The 16,482-nt window shown below is 68.3% G+C and carries 14 protein-coding genes and 1 pseudogene; 5 read left to right on the forward strand and 10 right to left on the reverse strand.

Annotated elements, in window-relative coordinates; translation table 11 throughout:
* Positions 1–341: 341 nt before the first annotated feature.
* The 3 genes from HWX25_RS02965 to HWX25_RS02975 form a co-directional block, all read right to left on the reverse strand.
* Positions 342–1,367, reverse strand: a complete 1,026-nt coding sequence (locus HWX25_RS02965; RefSeq protein ID WP_059525400.1) for a DedA family protein/thiosulfate sulfurtransferase GlpE — start codon at positions 1,365–1,367, stop codon at positions 342–344.
* A gap of 166 nt (positions 1,368–1,533) precedes the next feature.
* Positions 1,534–2,040 carry a cupin domain-containing protein gene (locus HWX25_RS02970; protein ID WP_175906994.1) on the reverse strand — a complete coding sequence of 169 codons (507 nt, stop codon included), beginning with the start codon at positions 2,038–2,040 and terminating at the stop codon, positions 1,534–1,536.
* A 356-nt stretch (positions 2,041–2,396) separates the two neighbouring features.
* Positions 2,397–2,867: a universal stress protein gene (locus tag HWX25_RS02975; RefSeq protein WP_059525714.1), complete on the reverse strand. Its 471-nt coding sequence runs from the start codon at positions 2,865–2,867 to the stop codon at positions 2,397–2,399.
* Between the two features lie 319 nt (positions 2,868–3,186).
* On the opposite strand from HWX25_RS02975, the gene HWX25_RS02980 reads away from it, so the two are divergent.
* Positions 3,187–5,298, forward strand: coding sequence for a PAS domain-containing sensor histidine kinase (locus HWX25_RS02980; protein WP_175906996.1), 2,112 nt, complete (start codon positions 3,187–3,189; stop codon positions 5,296–5,298).
* Positions 5,295–5,942, forward strand: a complete 648-nt coding sequence (locus tag HWX25_RS02985; protein WP_059819054.1) for a response regulator transcription factor — start codon at positions 5,295–5,297, stop codon at positions 5,940–5,942. Before HWX25_RS02980 ends, HWX25_RS02985 begins: the two co-directional genes overlap by 4 nt.
* Before the next feature lie 51 nt (positions 5,943–5,993).
* Here HWX25_RS02985 and HWX25_RS02990 read toward each other — a convergent pair whose 3' ends face one another.
* The 7 genes and pseudogenes from HWX25_RS02990 to HWX25_RS03020 form a co-directional block, all read right to left on the reverse strand.
* Entirely contained in the window at positions 5,994–6,398 is a 405-nt protein-coding gene (locus HWX25_RS02990) for a lysozyme inhibitor LprI family protein (RefSeq protein WP_059819053.1), read from the reverse strand.
* Positions 6,399–6,669: 271 nt separating this feature from the next.
* Positions 6,670–6,999 carry a DUF4148 domain-containing protein gene (locus HWX25_RS02995; protein ID WP_059525394.1) on the reverse strand — a complete coding sequence of 110 codons (330 nt, stop codon included), beginning with the start codon at positions 6,997–6,999 and terminating at the stop codon, positions 6,670–6,672.
* 227 nt (positions 7,000–7,226) lie between these two features.
* Positions 7,227–8,102: a PilZ domain-containing protein gene (locus tag HWX25_RS03000; protein ID WP_175906998.1), complete on the reverse strand. Its 876-nt coding sequence runs from the start codon at positions 8,100–8,102 to the stop codon at positions 7,227–7,229.
* Between the two features lie 78 nt (positions 8,103–8,180).
* Positions 8,181–10,745: a transglycosylase domain-containing protein gene (locus tag HWX25_RS03005; protein ID WP_175907000.1), complete on the reverse strand. Its 2,565-nt coding sequence runs from the start codon at positions 10,743–10,745 to the stop codon at positions 8,181–8,183.
* A 198-nt stretch (positions 10,746–10,943) separates the two neighbouring features.
* Positions 10,944–11,855: a proline racemase family protein gene (locus HWX25_RS03010; protein WP_175907002.1), complete on the reverse strand. Its 912-nt coding sequence runs from the start codon at positions 11,853–11,855 to the stop codon at positions 10,944–10,946.
* A gap of 55 nt (positions 11,856–11,910) precedes the next feature.
* Positions 11,911–13,032, reverse strand: a pseudogene (locus tag HWX25_RS03015) (branched-chain amino acid ABC transporter substrate-binding protein).
* Between the two features lie 122 nt (positions 13,033–13,154).
* Positions 13,155–13,892 (reverse strand): FadR/GntR family transcriptional regulator, encoded by a 738-nt coding sequence (locus HWX25_RS03020; RefSeq protein WP_175907004.1) that lies wholly within the window; start codon positions 13,890–13,892, stop codon positions 13,155–13,157.
* Between the two features lie 266 nt (positions 13,893–14,158).
* Between HWX25_RS03020 and lhpI the strand changes: the two genes are divergently transcribed.
* From lhpI to HWX25_RS03035, 3 genes are all read left to right on the forward strand, one after another.
* Positions 14,159–15,094 (forward strand): bifunctional Delta(1)-pyrroline-2-carboxylate/Delta(1)-piperideine-2-carboxylate reductase, encoded by a 936-nt coding sequence (gene lhpI, locus HWX25_RS03025; protein ID WP_059525712.1) that lies wholly within the window; start codon positions 14,159–14,161, stop codon positions 15,092–15,094.
* Between the two features lie 182 nt (positions 15,095–15,276).
* Entirely contained in the window at positions 15,277–15,684 is a 408-nt protein-coding gene (locus tag HWX25_RS03030) for a response regulator transcription factor (RefSeq protein WP_059690044.1), read from the forward strand.
* Between the two features lie 17 nt (positions 15,685–15,701).
* Positions 15,702–16,481 carry a helix-turn-helix domain-containing protein gene (locus tag HWX25_RS03035; RefSeq protein ID WP_059525375.1) on the forward strand — a complete coding sequence of 260 codons (780 nt, stop codon included), beginning with the start codon at positions 15,702–15,704 and terminating at the stop codon, positions 16,479–16,481.
* Position 16,482 lies beyond the last annotated feature (1 nt).

Below are 16,482 nucleotides of genomic sequence, written 5' to 3' on the forward strand. Positions count from 1 at the left end.
CCGCTGTTTTTCGGTGAAAAACGTTGCGGATATTGCATCACTCCGATTGGAATCGCCGCTGATTATCGGCATTTTCCGGAACAATCCGGAAAACGGATCGGGCCTTTCACGGAATACGCCCGTCTAGCCCGCGCGACGCGGCTGTGCGCGTGACGGGCAGCAACGGGATCAATCGCTTTCGGTGCGAACAAACGCGTGTCGAATGTGCGCGGTCAAGCGCACGCAATATGCAGGCGGGATTATAAGAATAATCGGTGGCTTCTCGCCAGCCGATTTTAGCGGGAATGCGAAGCGTAAAAGCGGAGGTGAAATCGGGATGTGCGCGGAATCCCGCGCACGATTTATTTCGACAACGTCGCCCGCACCGTATATTCGCCTGCGAGCGCCGCATGTTCCGGCCGCACGAAATACCGCGATGAATCGAGATCGGCCGGCAGCGGCTCGACCGGATAGCCGTGCTTTTCCCACGCATCGAGGCCACCCTTCAGCGCGCGGATGTTGTGGATCATCTTCTTGCGCTGCATCTTCGCGATCAGACGCTTCGCGGTCGCCTCGTTCGGGCACACGCAATACACGACGATCGGCCGCTTCAGCAGCTCTGGATCCAGCAGGTCCGGCGAATCGAGATCGACCGGCACCGCGCCGGCGATCCGGTACGGCTCGCGTTCGCGAATCGCGCGCGGTCGCGCATCGAAGATCAGCGGCGGCTCGCTCGACGTCATCATTTCGACGAGCTGCGGCGGGGAGATGCGCACCTGCGCGAGATAGCGGCGGAACTGCACGCGGCGCACCCAGCGGTACAGCAGGAACGTGATGAAGATCGCGAGGAACGCATCGAGGATCGTGCCGCCGCTCGCGCGCACCCACAGCACGAACTGCACGATCTGGTCATGCACGGCCGCGCCGCCGACGAGCCAGAACGCAGCCCACAGCGACGCGCCGGCCAGATCCCAGAACAGGAACACGCCGATGCCGATCGCGGTCGTGCCGAGCAGCGGCGCCGACACGAGGCCGAGACCCGGCAGGAATTTGGAAAGGACGAGCAGCGGCGCGCCGTATCTTTCGAATACGTTACGTGCGAAGCGCAGCGTCGTGTCGAGCGACAGCGAGAATCGCACGAGCCCGTTCAGCAAGCGCCGGCCGCGCGTGCGGCCCATGAAGAACCACAGCGAATCGGCAAGCATCGTCGCCCCGATCGCCGCCGCGAACATGCTCGTCCAGGACGCCTGCCCCATCGCCGCCATCGTACCGCCGAGGATCAGCATCGGCACGGCCGGCACCGGCACGCCGAGCTGCGTGATCAGTACGCTCGCGAACACGGCCCACGGGCCGAGCGACGAGGGAATCGCAATGGGAAAGTGCCACACGACGGCGCTCCTGGAAGACATGGCGACCGTGCGACGGAGGCGGCCGTCGATACGGCAGGCAGCGACCGCCGCGGTACGTCCGCGGCCGATCCCGCACCATCGTGCATTCTAAACGGGTTTGGCCGGGACCGCGCGCAACGGCTACCGTTGGAGGCGGCCGCCGCGCTCACGCGTCGGGGCGCTGCGCGAGCGCCCCGACGTATTCCGCGTACTCGGGGAACGCGGCGGCCAGCGCCGTCGCGTCCGCAAGCTCGAATTCCGCGAACTCGAACCCCGGCGCGACCGTGCAGCCGACGAGCGCGACATGCTCCGGCGACGCGCAGCGCGCACCGAACCAGCGCCCGGCCGGCACGACCGCCTGGAATACGGTGCCGGGGTGCGTGAGCGGGTTGCCGAGCCGGTGGATCGTCAGGCCGTCACGCTCGTCGAGCACCCACACTTCGAGCGGATCGCCCGCGTAGAAATGCCAGACCTCGTCGGAACGGATCCGGTGCCACGACGAATACGCGCCGTCGCACAACAGGTAGTAGATCGCGGTCGACGCCGCGCGCGGCGCGCCGTCGGCCGGACGCACGACCGTGTCGGCCGCGCGGTAGGTTTCCCGGAAATAGCCGCCCTCGGGGTGCGGTTGCAGATCGAACTGGTGAATCAGGTCGGCGGCGGAGATCGGCATGGCGGATGACGTCGGTGAAGGAATGAACCGGGCACGCGGCACACGCCCCGGCCGTTCGGGAATCCCGTCGGCCGACGTCGCGTGCCGCTGCGTCGATCGCCGCGACCATGCACGCGGCGACTGAATCGCGCGCGAAACGCGGCGCGCGACGATGAAGCGAACACCGGCCGATGCTGCCAGAAGTGCGGGCCGCGATGCAACCGGCGCTGCGCGGTCGCACCGCAGCGATGTCGCGACGCCAGATATCGGCTGCGCGTCGATCGATGCAGCGGACGCACCGCCGCACCCGCCATCGCACCGCCATCCGCGCGGCGGCCGCCTGCCCGCCGCTCACGGCGCGACGCCGCACCGCCCCGTCACGCGGATGCCGCCGCGGCCGGCTCGTCGTGGCGCACCAGCAGCACGGGCCGGTCGGCCGCGCGCAGCAGCGATTCCGCGACGCTGCCGAGCAGCAGCCGGCGCAGGCCGTGCCGCCCGCTCGTGCCCATCACGATCAGATCGGCGCCGGCCTCGGCCGCGGTGCGCATCAGCACCGCGGCGATGTCCTCGCCGTATGCGTCGAGCGCGCGCACGGTGCCCGGCACGTTCCGCTGCGCGAGCGCCGCCTTCGCATCGTCGAGCACGGGTGTCGCCGCATCGGTTGCCGCCGCGTCGCCGTCGTGTTCGGCCGCGAAGCCCGCATCGACGTCGACGAGCTGCGGCCGGTGCTCGACGACATACGCGCACGTCACCTCTCCGCCGGACGCCGCCGCGATCCTGATCGCTTCGTTTAGCGCGAGACGCGCACTGGGGCTGCCATCGAGCCCGACGAAAATCCGCTTGTACATGGTCCACCCTCCGACCGGGCGCGCGTCGCGCATCGCGCGCACGACGCCCCCGTCATCGCAAGCCGGCCCGATGCCGGCTCGCCTGCCGAACAGTCTGCCCCACGTGCCGACACGCCGGTTGACGCGTGTCAATCGCGGCCGGGACGCCCGCTGCACCGCCCGGCTATCTCATTTTTAGCTGACCCTATTACAAAAAACGCATAAAACGCGCACAATTTCATCTTGAAAATAGACGCCGCACGCGGCCGGTGCGATTTTTCCCGGTTATGCCGCGCCGCCCGAGTGCCACGGGCGGCCCCGACACCAGAATGGCCATCGAATGACCGCCAGTGGAACCCCGCCGCGTGACGCCCGAGGGCCCACGCGCTTCCAGATCATGTTACGCCAGCCGCTCGCGGCCGGCGTCGTTACGCTGTTCGCCGGCGCGGCGCTGTCGCTCGGCGTCGCGCTGCTCGTTCGCGAGCAGTGGCAAGGCGCCGTCCATACGCGCTTCGAGCGACGCACCACGCACGTGACGGCGATGCTGCGCCACGAGCTGCAAGCCGGCGTCGCCGTGCTCGAAAGCACGCGCGGCGCGTTCGCGCTCGCGCCGCAGATGACGCCCGAGCAATGGCGCCGCTATGCCGACACGCTCGAGCTCGACAGCGGGCGTTCGCCGATCCGGCAGTTCGGCTATGCGCCGCTGTCGCCCGCGGCGCGCAGCGCCCTCGCCGGTCACGCGCCGATGCCGGCCGGCCCGCTCGCGGTGGCGACGCTCGGCGCGCCCGCGTCGAGCTCGGCCGGCGTGCGCTTCGGCTCGCCGGATCGGGCCCCGCTCGCGCGCGCGCTGCGGACCGGCGATGTCGCACTCGGCATCCATTCGGCCGACGACGACACCTCCCGCGATGCGCGCACCCTCACGCTGTTCCTGCCCGCGACGGCGTCACAGCGCACGACCGCCGCACCGGCCGGCGCCCATGAAACCGGCGCCGACGGCGTGCTGTTCGCGCAAGTGAGCCCGAATCGCCTGATCGAGCGCGCGCTCGACGCGGAACGCGGGCTCGACCTGCGGATCAGCGCCGGCGACGATCCTCGGCCGATCGCGAGCGCCGAGACGACGACCGACGAGGCCTCCGCGTCGCCCGACCTGATGCGGCGCACCGACCAGCTGATTTTCGGCGGGACCGTGCTGACGCTCGCCTATTCCGCGGACGGCCGCCCGAGCGCAACCGGCGCGCAGCGCGCGGCGGGCACGGTGCTCGCGGCGGGGCTGATCGCATCGTTCGCGTTCGCGGCACTCGTCCATGCGCTGCTGCGCGGGCGCGCCGGCACCGCCGATACGGGCGCCAGCAGCCGCGGCATCCTGAACGAGGCGCGGATGATGGGCATCATCCGTTCGTCGATGGAAGCGATCATCACGATCGACGAGAAGCAGACGGTCGTGATCTTCAACCCGATGGCCGAGCAGGTATTCGGCGTGTCGGCGATGGAGGCGATCGGCGCACCGCTGTCGCGCTTCATCCCCGAGCGGTTTCGTGCGGCACATGCGAAGCACGTCGACCAGTTCGGCGTGACGGGCGTATCCGAGCGGCAGATGGGCCGTCAGCGCGTGCTGTTCGGGCTGCGCGGCAACGGCGAGGAATTCCCGATCGAGGCGTCGATCTCGCAGATCCGCGACGCGTCGGGCAAGCTCTATACGGTGATGTTGCGCGACATCACCGAGCGGCAGCGCGCCGAGAATGCGCTGAAGCAGTCGCGCGAGGAACTGCGCGAACTGTCGGCGAACCTGCAGAACGTGCGCGAGGAGGAAAAGACCCGCATCGCGCGCGAATTGCACGACGACCTCGGGCAGCAGCTGACCGCGCTGAAGATGGATCTGTCGGTCATCGAGCAGCAACTGCGCGCGCCGAATCGTGCGCAACCCGACGACGACGTGCTGTCGCAACTGCAGGGCATGCGCCGGCTGATCGACGCGACCGTCGCGTCGGTGCGGCGCATCGCAGCCGACCTGCGCCCCGTGATGCTCGACGATCTCGGCCTCGTGCCCGCGATCGAGTGGCTGGCGAACGACTTCACGAACCGCTACGGCATCGACGTCGAACGCCACATCGAAACGGGCGGGCTCACGTTCACCAGCACCGGGGCGACCACGCTGTTCCGGATCGTCCAGGAAGCGCTGACGAACGTCGCGCGCCATGCGGATGCGACGCGCGTCGCGCTGCGGCTCGACATCGAGGAAGGCTTCTGCGTGCTGCGCGTCGCGGACAACGGCCGCGGCGCGGCACCCGGCGGCACCGCCCACGAGGACAAGTCGTTCGGCCTGATCGGCATTCGCGAACGCGCACACATGCTGGGCGGCAGCGTGACGATCGATACCGCGCTCGCGCGCGGCTTCTCGATCACGGTCGCGTTCCCGCTCGGCACCGTTCAACAGGAAACCACCCTCACATGATCAAGGTGCTCATCGCCGACGACCATACGCTCGTGCGCGACGGTCTGCGGCACATTCTCCAGAACGCGACCGCCTTCGAAGTGGCCGGCGAAGCGTGCGACGGGCCGTCGACGATCGCGCTGATTCGTTCGACGCCCGCGCAGGTGCTGGTGCTCGACCTGTCGATGCCGGGCCGCAACGGCGTCGAACTGATCAAGCAGATCAAGGACGAGAAGCCCACGCTGCGCGTGCTCGTGCTGACCATGCATGCGGAGCAGCAATACGCGGTGCGCGCGTTCCGCGCCGGTGCGTCGGGCTACCTGACCAAGGAAAGCGCGAGCGCCGAACTGGTCGGCGCGGTGACCAAGGTTGCATCGGGCGGCGTCTACGTGAGTCTCGCGATGGCCGAGCAGTTCGCGCAGAGCCTGAACGAACCGGCCGAGACGCTGCCGCACCAGCGGCTGTCCGATCGCGAGTTCGACGTGTTCCGCCGGATCGCCGCCGGACAGACGCTGACCGAGATCGCGCAGGCGCTGTGCGTAAGCGCGAAGACGGTCAGCACCTACAAGACCCGGATTCTGGAAAAGATGCAGATGCCGCACGAAGCGGCGCTGGTCCGCTACGCGATGCGGCACAAGCTGCTCGACGAAACGGACGACGTCTAGGCGCACCGTGCCGGCCGCGCGACGCGCGGGCCGGCTGGACGTTGCACGGCCTTACTTCCCCGGCACCGGACAGGCCAGGTCACCTTCCTCGCAGGACAGATAACCCTTCAGCGTCTCGTTGCGCGTCTTGGTCAGATCGTCGAGGCAGGTCGACACGACCATCGGATACACGCTGCCGCCTTCGGCGTTCGCGCTGGAGAAGCTGCATTCGGCGTCGCGGTAGGCGATCCACGCGCGCTGCGCGTTCACGAGTTTCTCCGCGAGCGGCTTCGCATCGCGCAGCCGTGCGGTGACGGCCTGGTAAGTGCGGTTCAGGTCCGCGTCGGATTTCTTGTACGCGCGATCGGCGCACGCCGTCATCGCCGCCTGATCCGTCGCGTCCGCACAATTCGCCTGCGCATGGGCAACGTTGGCCGTCAGCGCGAGCGCGCACAGCAGACCGGTCAAGACACGCATGGATGCTCCTGTTTGTTTTCGTTGAAGTCGTGGAACGTGATGCCCGGCTTGCCGCCGCGCCTCGGTGCGCGACTTCGCAGGCGGACGGGCGCGACTTCCGTCGCGGCCGCCGCAGCGCGGCAATGCCGACCGCGATGCTAGCGCACGCGCGATCGATTGTCAGCCCGCGCCACGCGTGCCGCGCATGCAAAAAAGCCTGCACTCATGACGAGTGCAGGCCTTTTGGTACGGCTTTGCAGGCGGCCCGACGGCCGCTCGGCGAACGGCTTGCTCAGTGGCCGAAGTACACCGACGAACGATCGGCTGCTGCCGGTACGGTCACGCGCTGGCCCGACTGCGACGTCGCGACCGGGTTCGAGCCGTAGCCCGTTACGTCAGCCTGCGCACCGGTGTTCTGTGCCGCGGCGATCTTTGCCTGTGCAGCTTGGATGTTTTCCGGATAGTTCATCCAGTCGTTCGGGTTGTAGCCGGCCTTTTCGAGCTGGACCAGCTCGGCACGCACTTGCGCGCGCGTTAGCGGCTGCTGGTTCGATTGGGCGAACGAGACGATCGGTGCGGCCACCAGAGCGGCCAGTGCAACTGCCTTGATCAGCGATTTCATGATGCGTTACCTCCAGATTGTTTTGTCAGGCGCTTCCGACTCGGTAGTCGTTGCGCATGAATGGAAGTCTAGGAGGCCTGGCTATCAGGGTAAATACTTAAATCGCAAATTCACTGTTGACCGAATCCGTACAATTGCCGCGCATTCGGCCGAATCGTCAGAGGATTATGGCCGCATCGGAACCCAATATGCGGCAGCATGCTGCCACGTTTGCCCGGTTCAACGCATCAGCGGACCTGATCCGCGTCCGTGGCTGCCATGGACAGGTCGAACAGCAACGCCTTGAGGCGAATCCGGTCGTCGGCTGCCGTTTCGTCGAACGCCGCGTGGTGAAGCGCCCAGCCCGGCACCGCCGGATCGGCATGCACCGCTCGCACCGTGCCGTCGAGCGTGAGCAACGCCACATGGTCCCCATCCGTATATGGCAATTGCACGTGCAGCGGATCGCCGGCCGCCGCGAGCGCCCGGTCGACCGCGATCGACAGCCCGTTCAGGCTGAGATCGCGAACGATCCCGATCCCCTCCGCCTGCACCGGCCCGCCCGTACAGCGGGCGGCAATCCGCACCTGGACGCGCGGCTCGGCGCGCGTGCGCAGCCGGTCGACGAAGCCCGGCGGCGAAAGCACCATGAACGGCGCGGCCCCCGCTGCCTGCACCGCCTCGACCGTCGCACCGAAACGCGACACCGCCGACCGGCCGATCGCGACCGCCTCGACGTCGTCGCCGCGGGCAAAGTCGAGCACGACCGCCGGCTGCGGCTCGACGAACAGCGCGCCCGATGCGCCGATCCCGATCAACCGGCAGCGCTGCAGCACGCGGGTCGTGCCGACCCGTCGCCGGATGCCGATCGCGGCGCCGGCCGACAGCCCCATGCGCGTGGCCGCCGGCACGGTGTCGGATGCCGGCGCGGCGGGCTCGGCGTCACCACGTCGGCGGACGGGCCGGAAATGATCGAACAGGAAAGCATGCTGCGCGGGATCGTGCAGCGTCGTGCCGGCGGGCAGCAGCGCGGCGCCGCCCGCATCGTAGAGATCGAAGCCGAGCGGGACGCCGGCGGAGACGTCATCGCGCGCGAGCGCGACGTGATCGGTGATGAGCCGCATCGGAAAGGCGCGGAGCAACCGCGCGAGCTGTCGTGACAACGGTATTACGGCAGCATCGCGCGAAATCTGAACGTCTCGTTACTCCGAACCGCTGGTCGCGCCGGGTGAAACCGGCGCCGGGGCCAGCGCCGCCGACGGAGCCGGTACGGCCGAAGGGGCGGCCGGGGCGGAGCCGAGGCCCCCGCCGCCCGTGTTGCCCGCAGGCGTCGCGCTGCCTCCCGTCGCCGGCGGCTGCGCGGCCTGCGGTTGCGACGCGCCCGCCGACAGCGCGGCGGCCGATGCCGCCACCTCGGACGCCGGAACCCACTCCTCGACGATGCCGCCGGATGCCGCCTCGGGCGCCGACGCAGCCGATGCGGCCGACGCCGCGGCGGCGTCCGCCTCCGGCTGGCGCTCGATACGCTGCGTCCTGACGGGCGCCGGCACCTGCTTCGGCTCGGGCCCGAACCAGCCGTCGAACAGATCCGTCACGCGTTCGCGCACCGACGAGAACCAGCCGGGCGACGGCTCGGTATCGAATTTCAGCTTCGTGTCGACGATCCGGGCACGTTGCGCGCGCTGGAAGAAGTCGCCGACGATCGGCAGCGCGCTGTGCGCGCCTTGCCCCCAATAGTCGCTGCGCAGCGTCACGCGGCCGTCGTCGAAACCGACCCACGCGCCGGCCACCAGCCCGGGCTGCATCAGGATGAACCAGCCGTCCGCGTTGTCCTGCGTGGTCCCGGTCTTGCCTGCCACGTCGCCGCGAATGCCGAAGCGCGTGCGGATGCTGCTGCCGGTGCCGCGCGTCACCACGTCGCGCATCACGCCGAGCAGCGTCTTGTCGGTCTCGACGTCGAGCGCACGCTCGGGCGGTGCCGGCGCGTACTCGGCGAGCACGTCGCCCTGGCGGTTCTCGATGCGCGTCACCATCTGCGGCTCGACGTACAGGCCGCCGTTCGCGATCGTCGCGTACGACGCGACCATCTCCTTCAGCGTCACCGGGCTCGTGCCGAGCGCGAGCGACGGCACGCGCTCGAGCGGGCTTTCGCGCACGCCCATGTCGCGCGCGAGCCGCGCCACCGCCGCCGGTCCGACCTTCTCCATCACCTGCGCGGTGATCCGGTTGCGCGACAGCGCGACCGCGTCGCGCAGCGTCATCGGCTTGCCCGACGGCGGCGCGTCGTCGTTCGGCCGCCAGATCTCGCCGCCCTTCAGCGGAATCTCGACTGCCTGGTCGACGAAGGTGTCGTCCGGCTTCATCCCGTTCGCGAACGCGACGCCATAGACGAACGGCTTGAAGGTCGAGCCCGGCTGACGCCGCGCCTGCGCGACGTGGTCGAACGGCTCGTTCGTGAAGTCGCGGCTGCCGACCCACGCGCGAATCTGCCCATCACGCGGATCGATCGCGACGAAGCCGGCCTGCACGTCGGTCTTCGCCTTGCACAGCGCACGCATGAAACCGCGATCGGCGGCGAGCTGCTTCATCGCGACGGCATCGTTCTTGCCGGCATCCTGGGCGGCCTTGTACTCGGGCGACTCGCGCATGAAGGCGCGGAACACCTCGTTGTCGGTGCCGCAGCCGTCGCGGCCGCTCCACGCGTTGTTCGCGATGCCCTGCAACTGGTTCGCCTGCAGCGTCAGCGCCTGGGTCGCCATCTGCTGCAGCCGCGAATCGATCGTGGTGCGCACGATCAGCCCGTCGGAATAGATGTTGTAGTCGTTGCGGTCGGCCCAGCCGATCAGCCATTTGCGCAGTTGCTGCGCGAAGTGCGGCGCGGGCCCCGGCGGTTCCTTCTGGCGCTCGAAATCGATGCGCAGCGGCCGGCGCTGCAACTGCGCGAACTGCGCGGGCGACAGCTTGCCGTACTTCACCATCTGGCCGAGCACCGTGTTGCGCCGCTGCAGCGCGCGCTCGGGGTTCAGCACCGGGTTGTAGTAGCTGTTGCCCTTCAGCATCCCGACGAGCGTTGCGCTGTCGAGCACGTCGAGCTCGTCGGCCGACTTGTCGAAATAGGTGCGCGCGGCCATCTCGACGCCGTACGCGTTGTACAGGAACGGCACCGTGTTCAGGTAGGTCTCGAGGATCTGATCCTTGCTGTACACGGCCTCGATCTTCAGCGCGGTGATCGCCTCCTTCACCTTGCGCGTGAGCGTCGGCGCGCGGCCGATCTCGTCCGGATACAGGTTGCGTGCGAGCTGCTGCGTGATCGTCGAGCCGCCCTGGCGGCTGCCCGAGAACGTATGGAGCGCGGCCGACGCCGTGCGCTTCCAGTCGAGGCCGTGGTGCTCGTAGAAACGATGATCCTCGGTCGCGATCAGCGCGTCGACCATGTGCGGCGAGATCTGCTTGAGCGACACCCATTCGCGGTTCGACGGCTTGAATTCCGCCAGCACCTTGCCGTCGGCGGACAGCACCTGCGCGGGCTGGTCGACGCGCGCCTTGCGAATGTCGCCGATGCCGGGCGTGAACGGAATCAGCGCCAGCACGTACAGCACGAACAGCACCGGCACGGCGGCGGCCGCGCGCAGCACGCCGCGGCGTGTCGGATGACGGAGATGGTGCCAGGCACTGGCCAGGACACGCTTGACGGGCACGGCGGCAGCGGCCGCGACGGGTTGGGCGCGCGCGACCCATTTGGCACAGAGGTCACGCACTGACGACACGTTTCGGCGATTCACGCGGGTGGGGGATCTGCTGGAAAGGCTGCATCGTACCAAAACTCGCGCGGCCCACCGGCCGGCGGCCGTCCCCGGCCCGTGCGAACGGTGCCGGATCGCGCATTTTTACAACAAAAAAGGCGCGCGCCCCGCAGCGGGACCGCGCGCCAAACCTGGTACAACCCGGGTGCCGTGCGCCGTCGTTCAGCGCACGAGAAAACCGTAGGTCAGCGGATCGCGCTCGTCGACGATCCAGTTCGCGAACCCGCAGATGTGCGCGCTGCCCTCCACTTCCGGAATCACGGCCGGGATGTCGCCGACCGTCGTCTCGCGCAGCACGCGTCCCTTGAACACAGTGCCGACGATCGACTCGTTGACGAGCGTGTCGCCGGCCGCGAGCAGCCCGCGCTGGTACAGCTGCGCGACGCGCCCGCCGGTGCCGGAGCCGGTCGGCGAGCGGTCGACCTCGCGATCCGCGAACACGCAGCAGTTCGCCTGCGTCGAGTCCGGATGGCGCGGCGCGTTCGCGATGATCGTGCCGTAGATATGGTTGATTTCGGGGATCTCCGGATGCACGACCGGATATTTCGCGTTCGCGGCGGCCTTCACCTCGGCGCCGAAGCGGATCAGCTTTTCCACCGCCGCTTCGCGCACCGGCAGGTCGAACGGCGCGCCGTCGACGTAGAAATAGAACGCGCCGCCGTACGCGATGTCGCCGGTCACGATGCCGAACGACGGCGTGTCGACCGACACGTCGCGCTCCCAGATGAACGACGGCACGTTGACGAAGCGCACCCAGCCGAGCTCGACCGCGGCGGTCGACAGCGCGATGACGCCGTGTCCGCAATGGTCGCTGTAGCCTTCGTTGTGCACGAATATCACGCCGAAATCCGCGTTCGCCGACACCGGCTCGGTGAGGTAGCCGCCGTACATGTCGGCGTGGCCGCGCGGCTCGAACATCAGCGCCGTGCGAATCTCGTCGGCGTTCTCCTTGAGCCATGCGCGGCGCTGGACGATCGTGTCGCCGGGCAGGCGCGGCAAGCCGCTCGTGACGATGCGGAAGGCTTCGCCGCCGGTGTGGACCTCGACGGTGGAAAGGGATCGGGAAATTTTCATGGAGGATCGAAGGCGTGAAGACGAAGGACGGCGCCGCGACGCCGTCCGGTGACGGTTACTTCGCGTACGGCTCGGGCAGGCCGTTGCGGATCACGTAGACGGTGGTCGGCGCGCCCTTCAGGTCGCCGCGTTCGTCGAACGAATAGGTGCCCGCGACGCCCGCGTAGTTCGACTTCGCCAGCTGCGCGATCAGCTTCGCCTTGTCGGTGGTCGTGCCGGCCTTGACCATTGCGTCGGCGAGCAGCTTCATGCCGTCGTAGTAGTTGACGCCGTAGACCTGCGTGTCCGTGTGATAGGTGTCGTGGTATTTCTTCAGGAATTCGCGGCCGGCCGGCGTCTTCTCGAGCGCGACGCCACCCTGCGCGCAGTAGACGATCGACGCGGCCTCGCCCGCGACCTTGCCCATGTCGGCCGAGCAGATGCCGTCGCCGCCGAGCAGCTTCGCGCGCAACCCGCGCTGCTTCATTTGCTTCGCCATCGGCGCGCCCTGCGCCGCATAACCGCCGAGGAAGATCACGTCGGGATTGCTGGCCTTGATCTTGGTGAGAATGCCGAGGAAATCGGTCGCCGACGAGTTCGTGTATTCCTGGTCGACGATCTTGATCCCGTTCGCCTTCGCGACGTTCATGAACTGCTCCGCAACGCCCTGCCCGTACGCGGTGCGATCGTCGATGACCGCGGCGGTTTTCGCGTTCAGCGTCTTCGCAGCGAAGGTCGCCATCGTGCCGCCGAGCTGTTCGTCGCTCGCGCCGATCCGGAAGATGTTCTTGAAACCCTGCCGCGTGAGCGCCGGGTTCGACGCGACCGGCAGGATCGGCACGCCCGCGTTGCTGTACACGCGCGACGCCGGAATTGCGACGCCCGAGTTGTACGGCCCGAGCACCGCGACGACGCCCTTGTCGACCAGGTTCTGCGCGACCTACACGCCCGCCTTCGGGTCGGCCTGGTCGTCCTCGGACACCAGCTTGAACGTGACCGTCTTGCCGGCCACCTTCACGCCGGACTTGTTGAGCTCGTCGACGGCGAGGCGCGCGCCGTTTTCATTGTCCTTGCCGTTGGCGGCCTGCGGGCCGGTCAGCGGTGCCGAATGGCCGATCATCACGACTTCCTGCGCGTGTGCGGAAGTCAGCGCGCCGGCGGCAACGGCCACCGAGAGCGCGGTAACGAAGTGTCGCATGGTTGTCTCCTGATTGGTTTTGTGTGGAACCAATGTAGGACACAAGTGGTCAGTATGCAAGCAATTTCAAAATGATTTTTGCGCTTCTGGTCACTTTCAAGACCAGACTGGCGTGATACCCGTCATTTCGGCGTGATGTCGCGCCGAACACGAAGAATATGCTGTTCGACGTAGAAGGCGGCCGCATCGGCGTCGCCCGACACGATCGCCTCGTAGATCAGCCGGTGCTCGGACACGTAGAGCCGGATCCGGCCCGCGTCGTAGATGCCGTCGTCCTTCAGCCGCTTCCACAGCGGCTGGTCCATCGTCTTCGCGACTTCCTCCGCGATCTTCACGATCAGCGCGTCGCCGGTCATCAACGCGAGCTGGCGGTGGAACAGCCGGTCGCTCTCGTTCCACAGTGCCCGCTGCTGCGGATCGTCGATGTCGGCGACGGTTTCCATCTGCGCGAGATAGCCTTCGGCGACGGGATCGGCGCGTCCGTGCGCGGCGGCGAGGCGCGCGATCGCCGGCTCGAGGATGAGCCGCACGTCGAGCGTCGACGTCGGGCTGAAGTCGGCGTCGGGCACGCTGTGCGTGTCGCCGCGCTGCGCGAGCACGTCGAGCGGCGCCGACACGACGTAGGTGCCCGAATTGCGCTTCGTGAACACCAGCCCCTCGTTCTGCAGCGCGCCGAGCGCCTCGCGCACGGCCGGCCGGCCGACCTGGAACAGCGCCGCGAGTTCGCGCTCCGACGGCAGCCTCGAATCGGCCGCATAGCGCCCCGCGCGGATCTCGTCGCGGATCTTCTCGGCGACCTGTTCGTAGATCTGCAACGGCCGGAAACCGGCTTCGAGCGATTCGGGACGTGCGGACATCATCTTGGGCTCCTGCCCGGTCGGGTGGTGGACGGGGAAACGGGTTCGCACTATACCGGAGCGATACCGGCGCCGGTGTATGCGACGCCCATCTGGACGGATATTAGAACCAAAATCGACCGTCTGCTGGCTTTTCCGGCTTGCCTGTCGGCGGGCAACTGGTATAGATTCGATCCAGAATGACTGCCGTCTCGATATTCGGCAGCCTCCGGGGCAAGTGCGCCATGCGCACGTCGTCCCCGCCCACCGACACAACACCGACCGACACGATGACCGCTCTCTCCCGGATTCCCGCGTTCGACGCCGCCGAAACGGCCGCGCTGCTCGACTACCCCGCGCTGCTCGCCACGCTCGCACACACCGTCGCCGAATACGCGGCGGGCGAGATCGTCAGCCCCGAACGCCTGGTCGTGCCGCTGCAGGCGGGCGGCGTGATGCTGTCGATGCCGTCGAGCGCACGCGACCTCGCGAGCCACAAGCTCGTGAACGTGTGCCCCGGCAACGGCGCGCGCGGACTGCCGACGATCCTCGGCCAGGTGAGCGCATACGACGCGACGACGGGCGCGCTGCGCTTCGTGCTCGACGGCCCGACGGTCACCGGGCGCCGCACGGCAGCCATTACCGCGCTCGGCATCCAGGCGCTGCACGGCGCCGCGCCGCGCGACATCCTGCTGATCGGCACCGGCAAGCAGGCGGCCAATCACGCGGAAGCGCTCGCGGCAATCTTCCCGGACGCGCGCCTGCACGTGCGTGGCTCGCGCGCCGACAGCGCGGCCGCGTTCTGCGCCGCGCACCGCGCGCAGGCGCCGCAGCTCGTGCCGCTCGACGGCGACGCGATTCCCGATGCGATCGACGTCGTCGTCACGCTGACGACGAGCCGCACGCCCGTCTATCGCGAAGCGGCGCGCGAAGGCCGTCTCGTGGTCGGCGTCGGCGCGTTCACCGCGGATGCCGCCGAGATCGACGCCGACACCGTGCGCCACAGCCGGCTCGTCGTCGACGACCCGGCCGGCGCGCGCCACGAGGCCGGCGACCTGATCGTCGCGCAAGTCGACTGGCGGCAGGTCGCGTCGCTCGCCGACGTGCTGCGCGGCGCGTTCGAGCGCAGCGGGCCGCTGCTGTTCAAAACGGTCGGCTGCGCCGCGTGGGATCTGGCCGCGTGCCGCACGGCCCGCGACGCACTGGACGCACGCGCGGCCGGCTGATTCCGCGGCAGCGGCCCCCGATCCGCCCCCCCTGCGCGGGCCGCACCCGGTGTCGCCCGCACACGGCCTCGCCTCTTTCCCGTACGCGTTGTAGGAAACGCCCTACAACGCGTCGCAGCGGCCTACACAAACTTCCAATTCGGCCGATTTCATTTTCGGCGGCGCAACACGATACTGCCGGCATGAATGCCAGCCTGTCGCCCGCCGTCGCACTCCGGGTGTTTCTCGTCGATCACGCCATTGCCGTCCGGCAACGGATCGCGCTGCTCGTCGGCGCGATCCGCGGCGTCGTGGTCGTCGGCGAGGCGGAAGACGGCGAGGACGCACTGACGCACATCCGCGGCAGCCACGCGGACGTCGTGATCGTCGACCTGCGGCTCGCTGACGGCAGCGGTCTCGACCTGATCGGGATGCTGTCGAAGGCTGCGCCGCGGATCGTCACGATCGTGCTGACGAACCACTCGGCGCCGGCATTCAGGGAGGCATGCGCGACGGCGGGCGCCGACTATTTCTTCGACAAGACCGCCGAATTCGACGCCGCATGCCACGTCATCGAATCCCTGGTGCGCGCTCGTGCGCACCGCCCCTGACCGAGCCGGAGTGACTCATGTCCACAGCCACCGCCTGCGCCGCCGACCCATCCGTAGCGCCTCGGCCAACGATTCCGCTTCCCGCGATCTCACGTAACGACGGCGCGAAGCATCCCGCCGCGCGCTGCTCGGCTTGCCTGATGCGCTCGCTGTGCCTGCCGCCGCACCTGACCGCCGCCGAATACGGCCGCCTGGACGCGATCATCTGTTCGACGCGCCAGGTTCGCCAGGGCGACGCGCTGTTCCGAACCGACGATCCGTTTCACAGCATCTACGCCGTGCGCGCGGGCTCATTCAAGACGGTGATGATGCATCGCGACGGCCGCGAGCACGTGACCGGCTTCCAGATCGCCGGCGAAACGCTCGGCATGGACGGCATCGGCGGCGGCCAGCACTGCTGCGACGCGATCGCGCTCGAGGACAGCGTCGTGTGCGTCATCCCGTTCGGCGCACTCGAGGCGGCGTGCCGCGAAATGAAGCCGATGCAGCATTTCCTCTACCAGATGCTGAGCAGCGAGATCGTCCGCGAGTCGAGCCAGATGCTGCTGCTCGGCACGATGTCGGCCGAGCAGCGCGTCGCGCATTTCCTGCTGAACCTGTCGTCGCGCTTCGAGGCGCGCGGCTATTCGGCATCGGAATTCAACCTGCGGATGACGCGCGAGGAGATCGGCTGTTATCTCGGCATGAAGCTCGAGACCGTCAGCCGGATGTTCTCGCGATTCCATCGGGATTCCCTCGTCGAAACGCGCGGCAAGCGCGTGCGGATCATCGACGCACAGGCGCTCGCGCAGGTGTGAC

It is taken from the genome of Burkholderia sp. BCC1640 (genome assembly GCF_902833125.1).
Lineage (GTDB): Bacteria > Pseudomonadota > Gammaproteobacteria > Burkholderiales > Burkholderiaceae > Burkholderia > Burkholderia diffusa.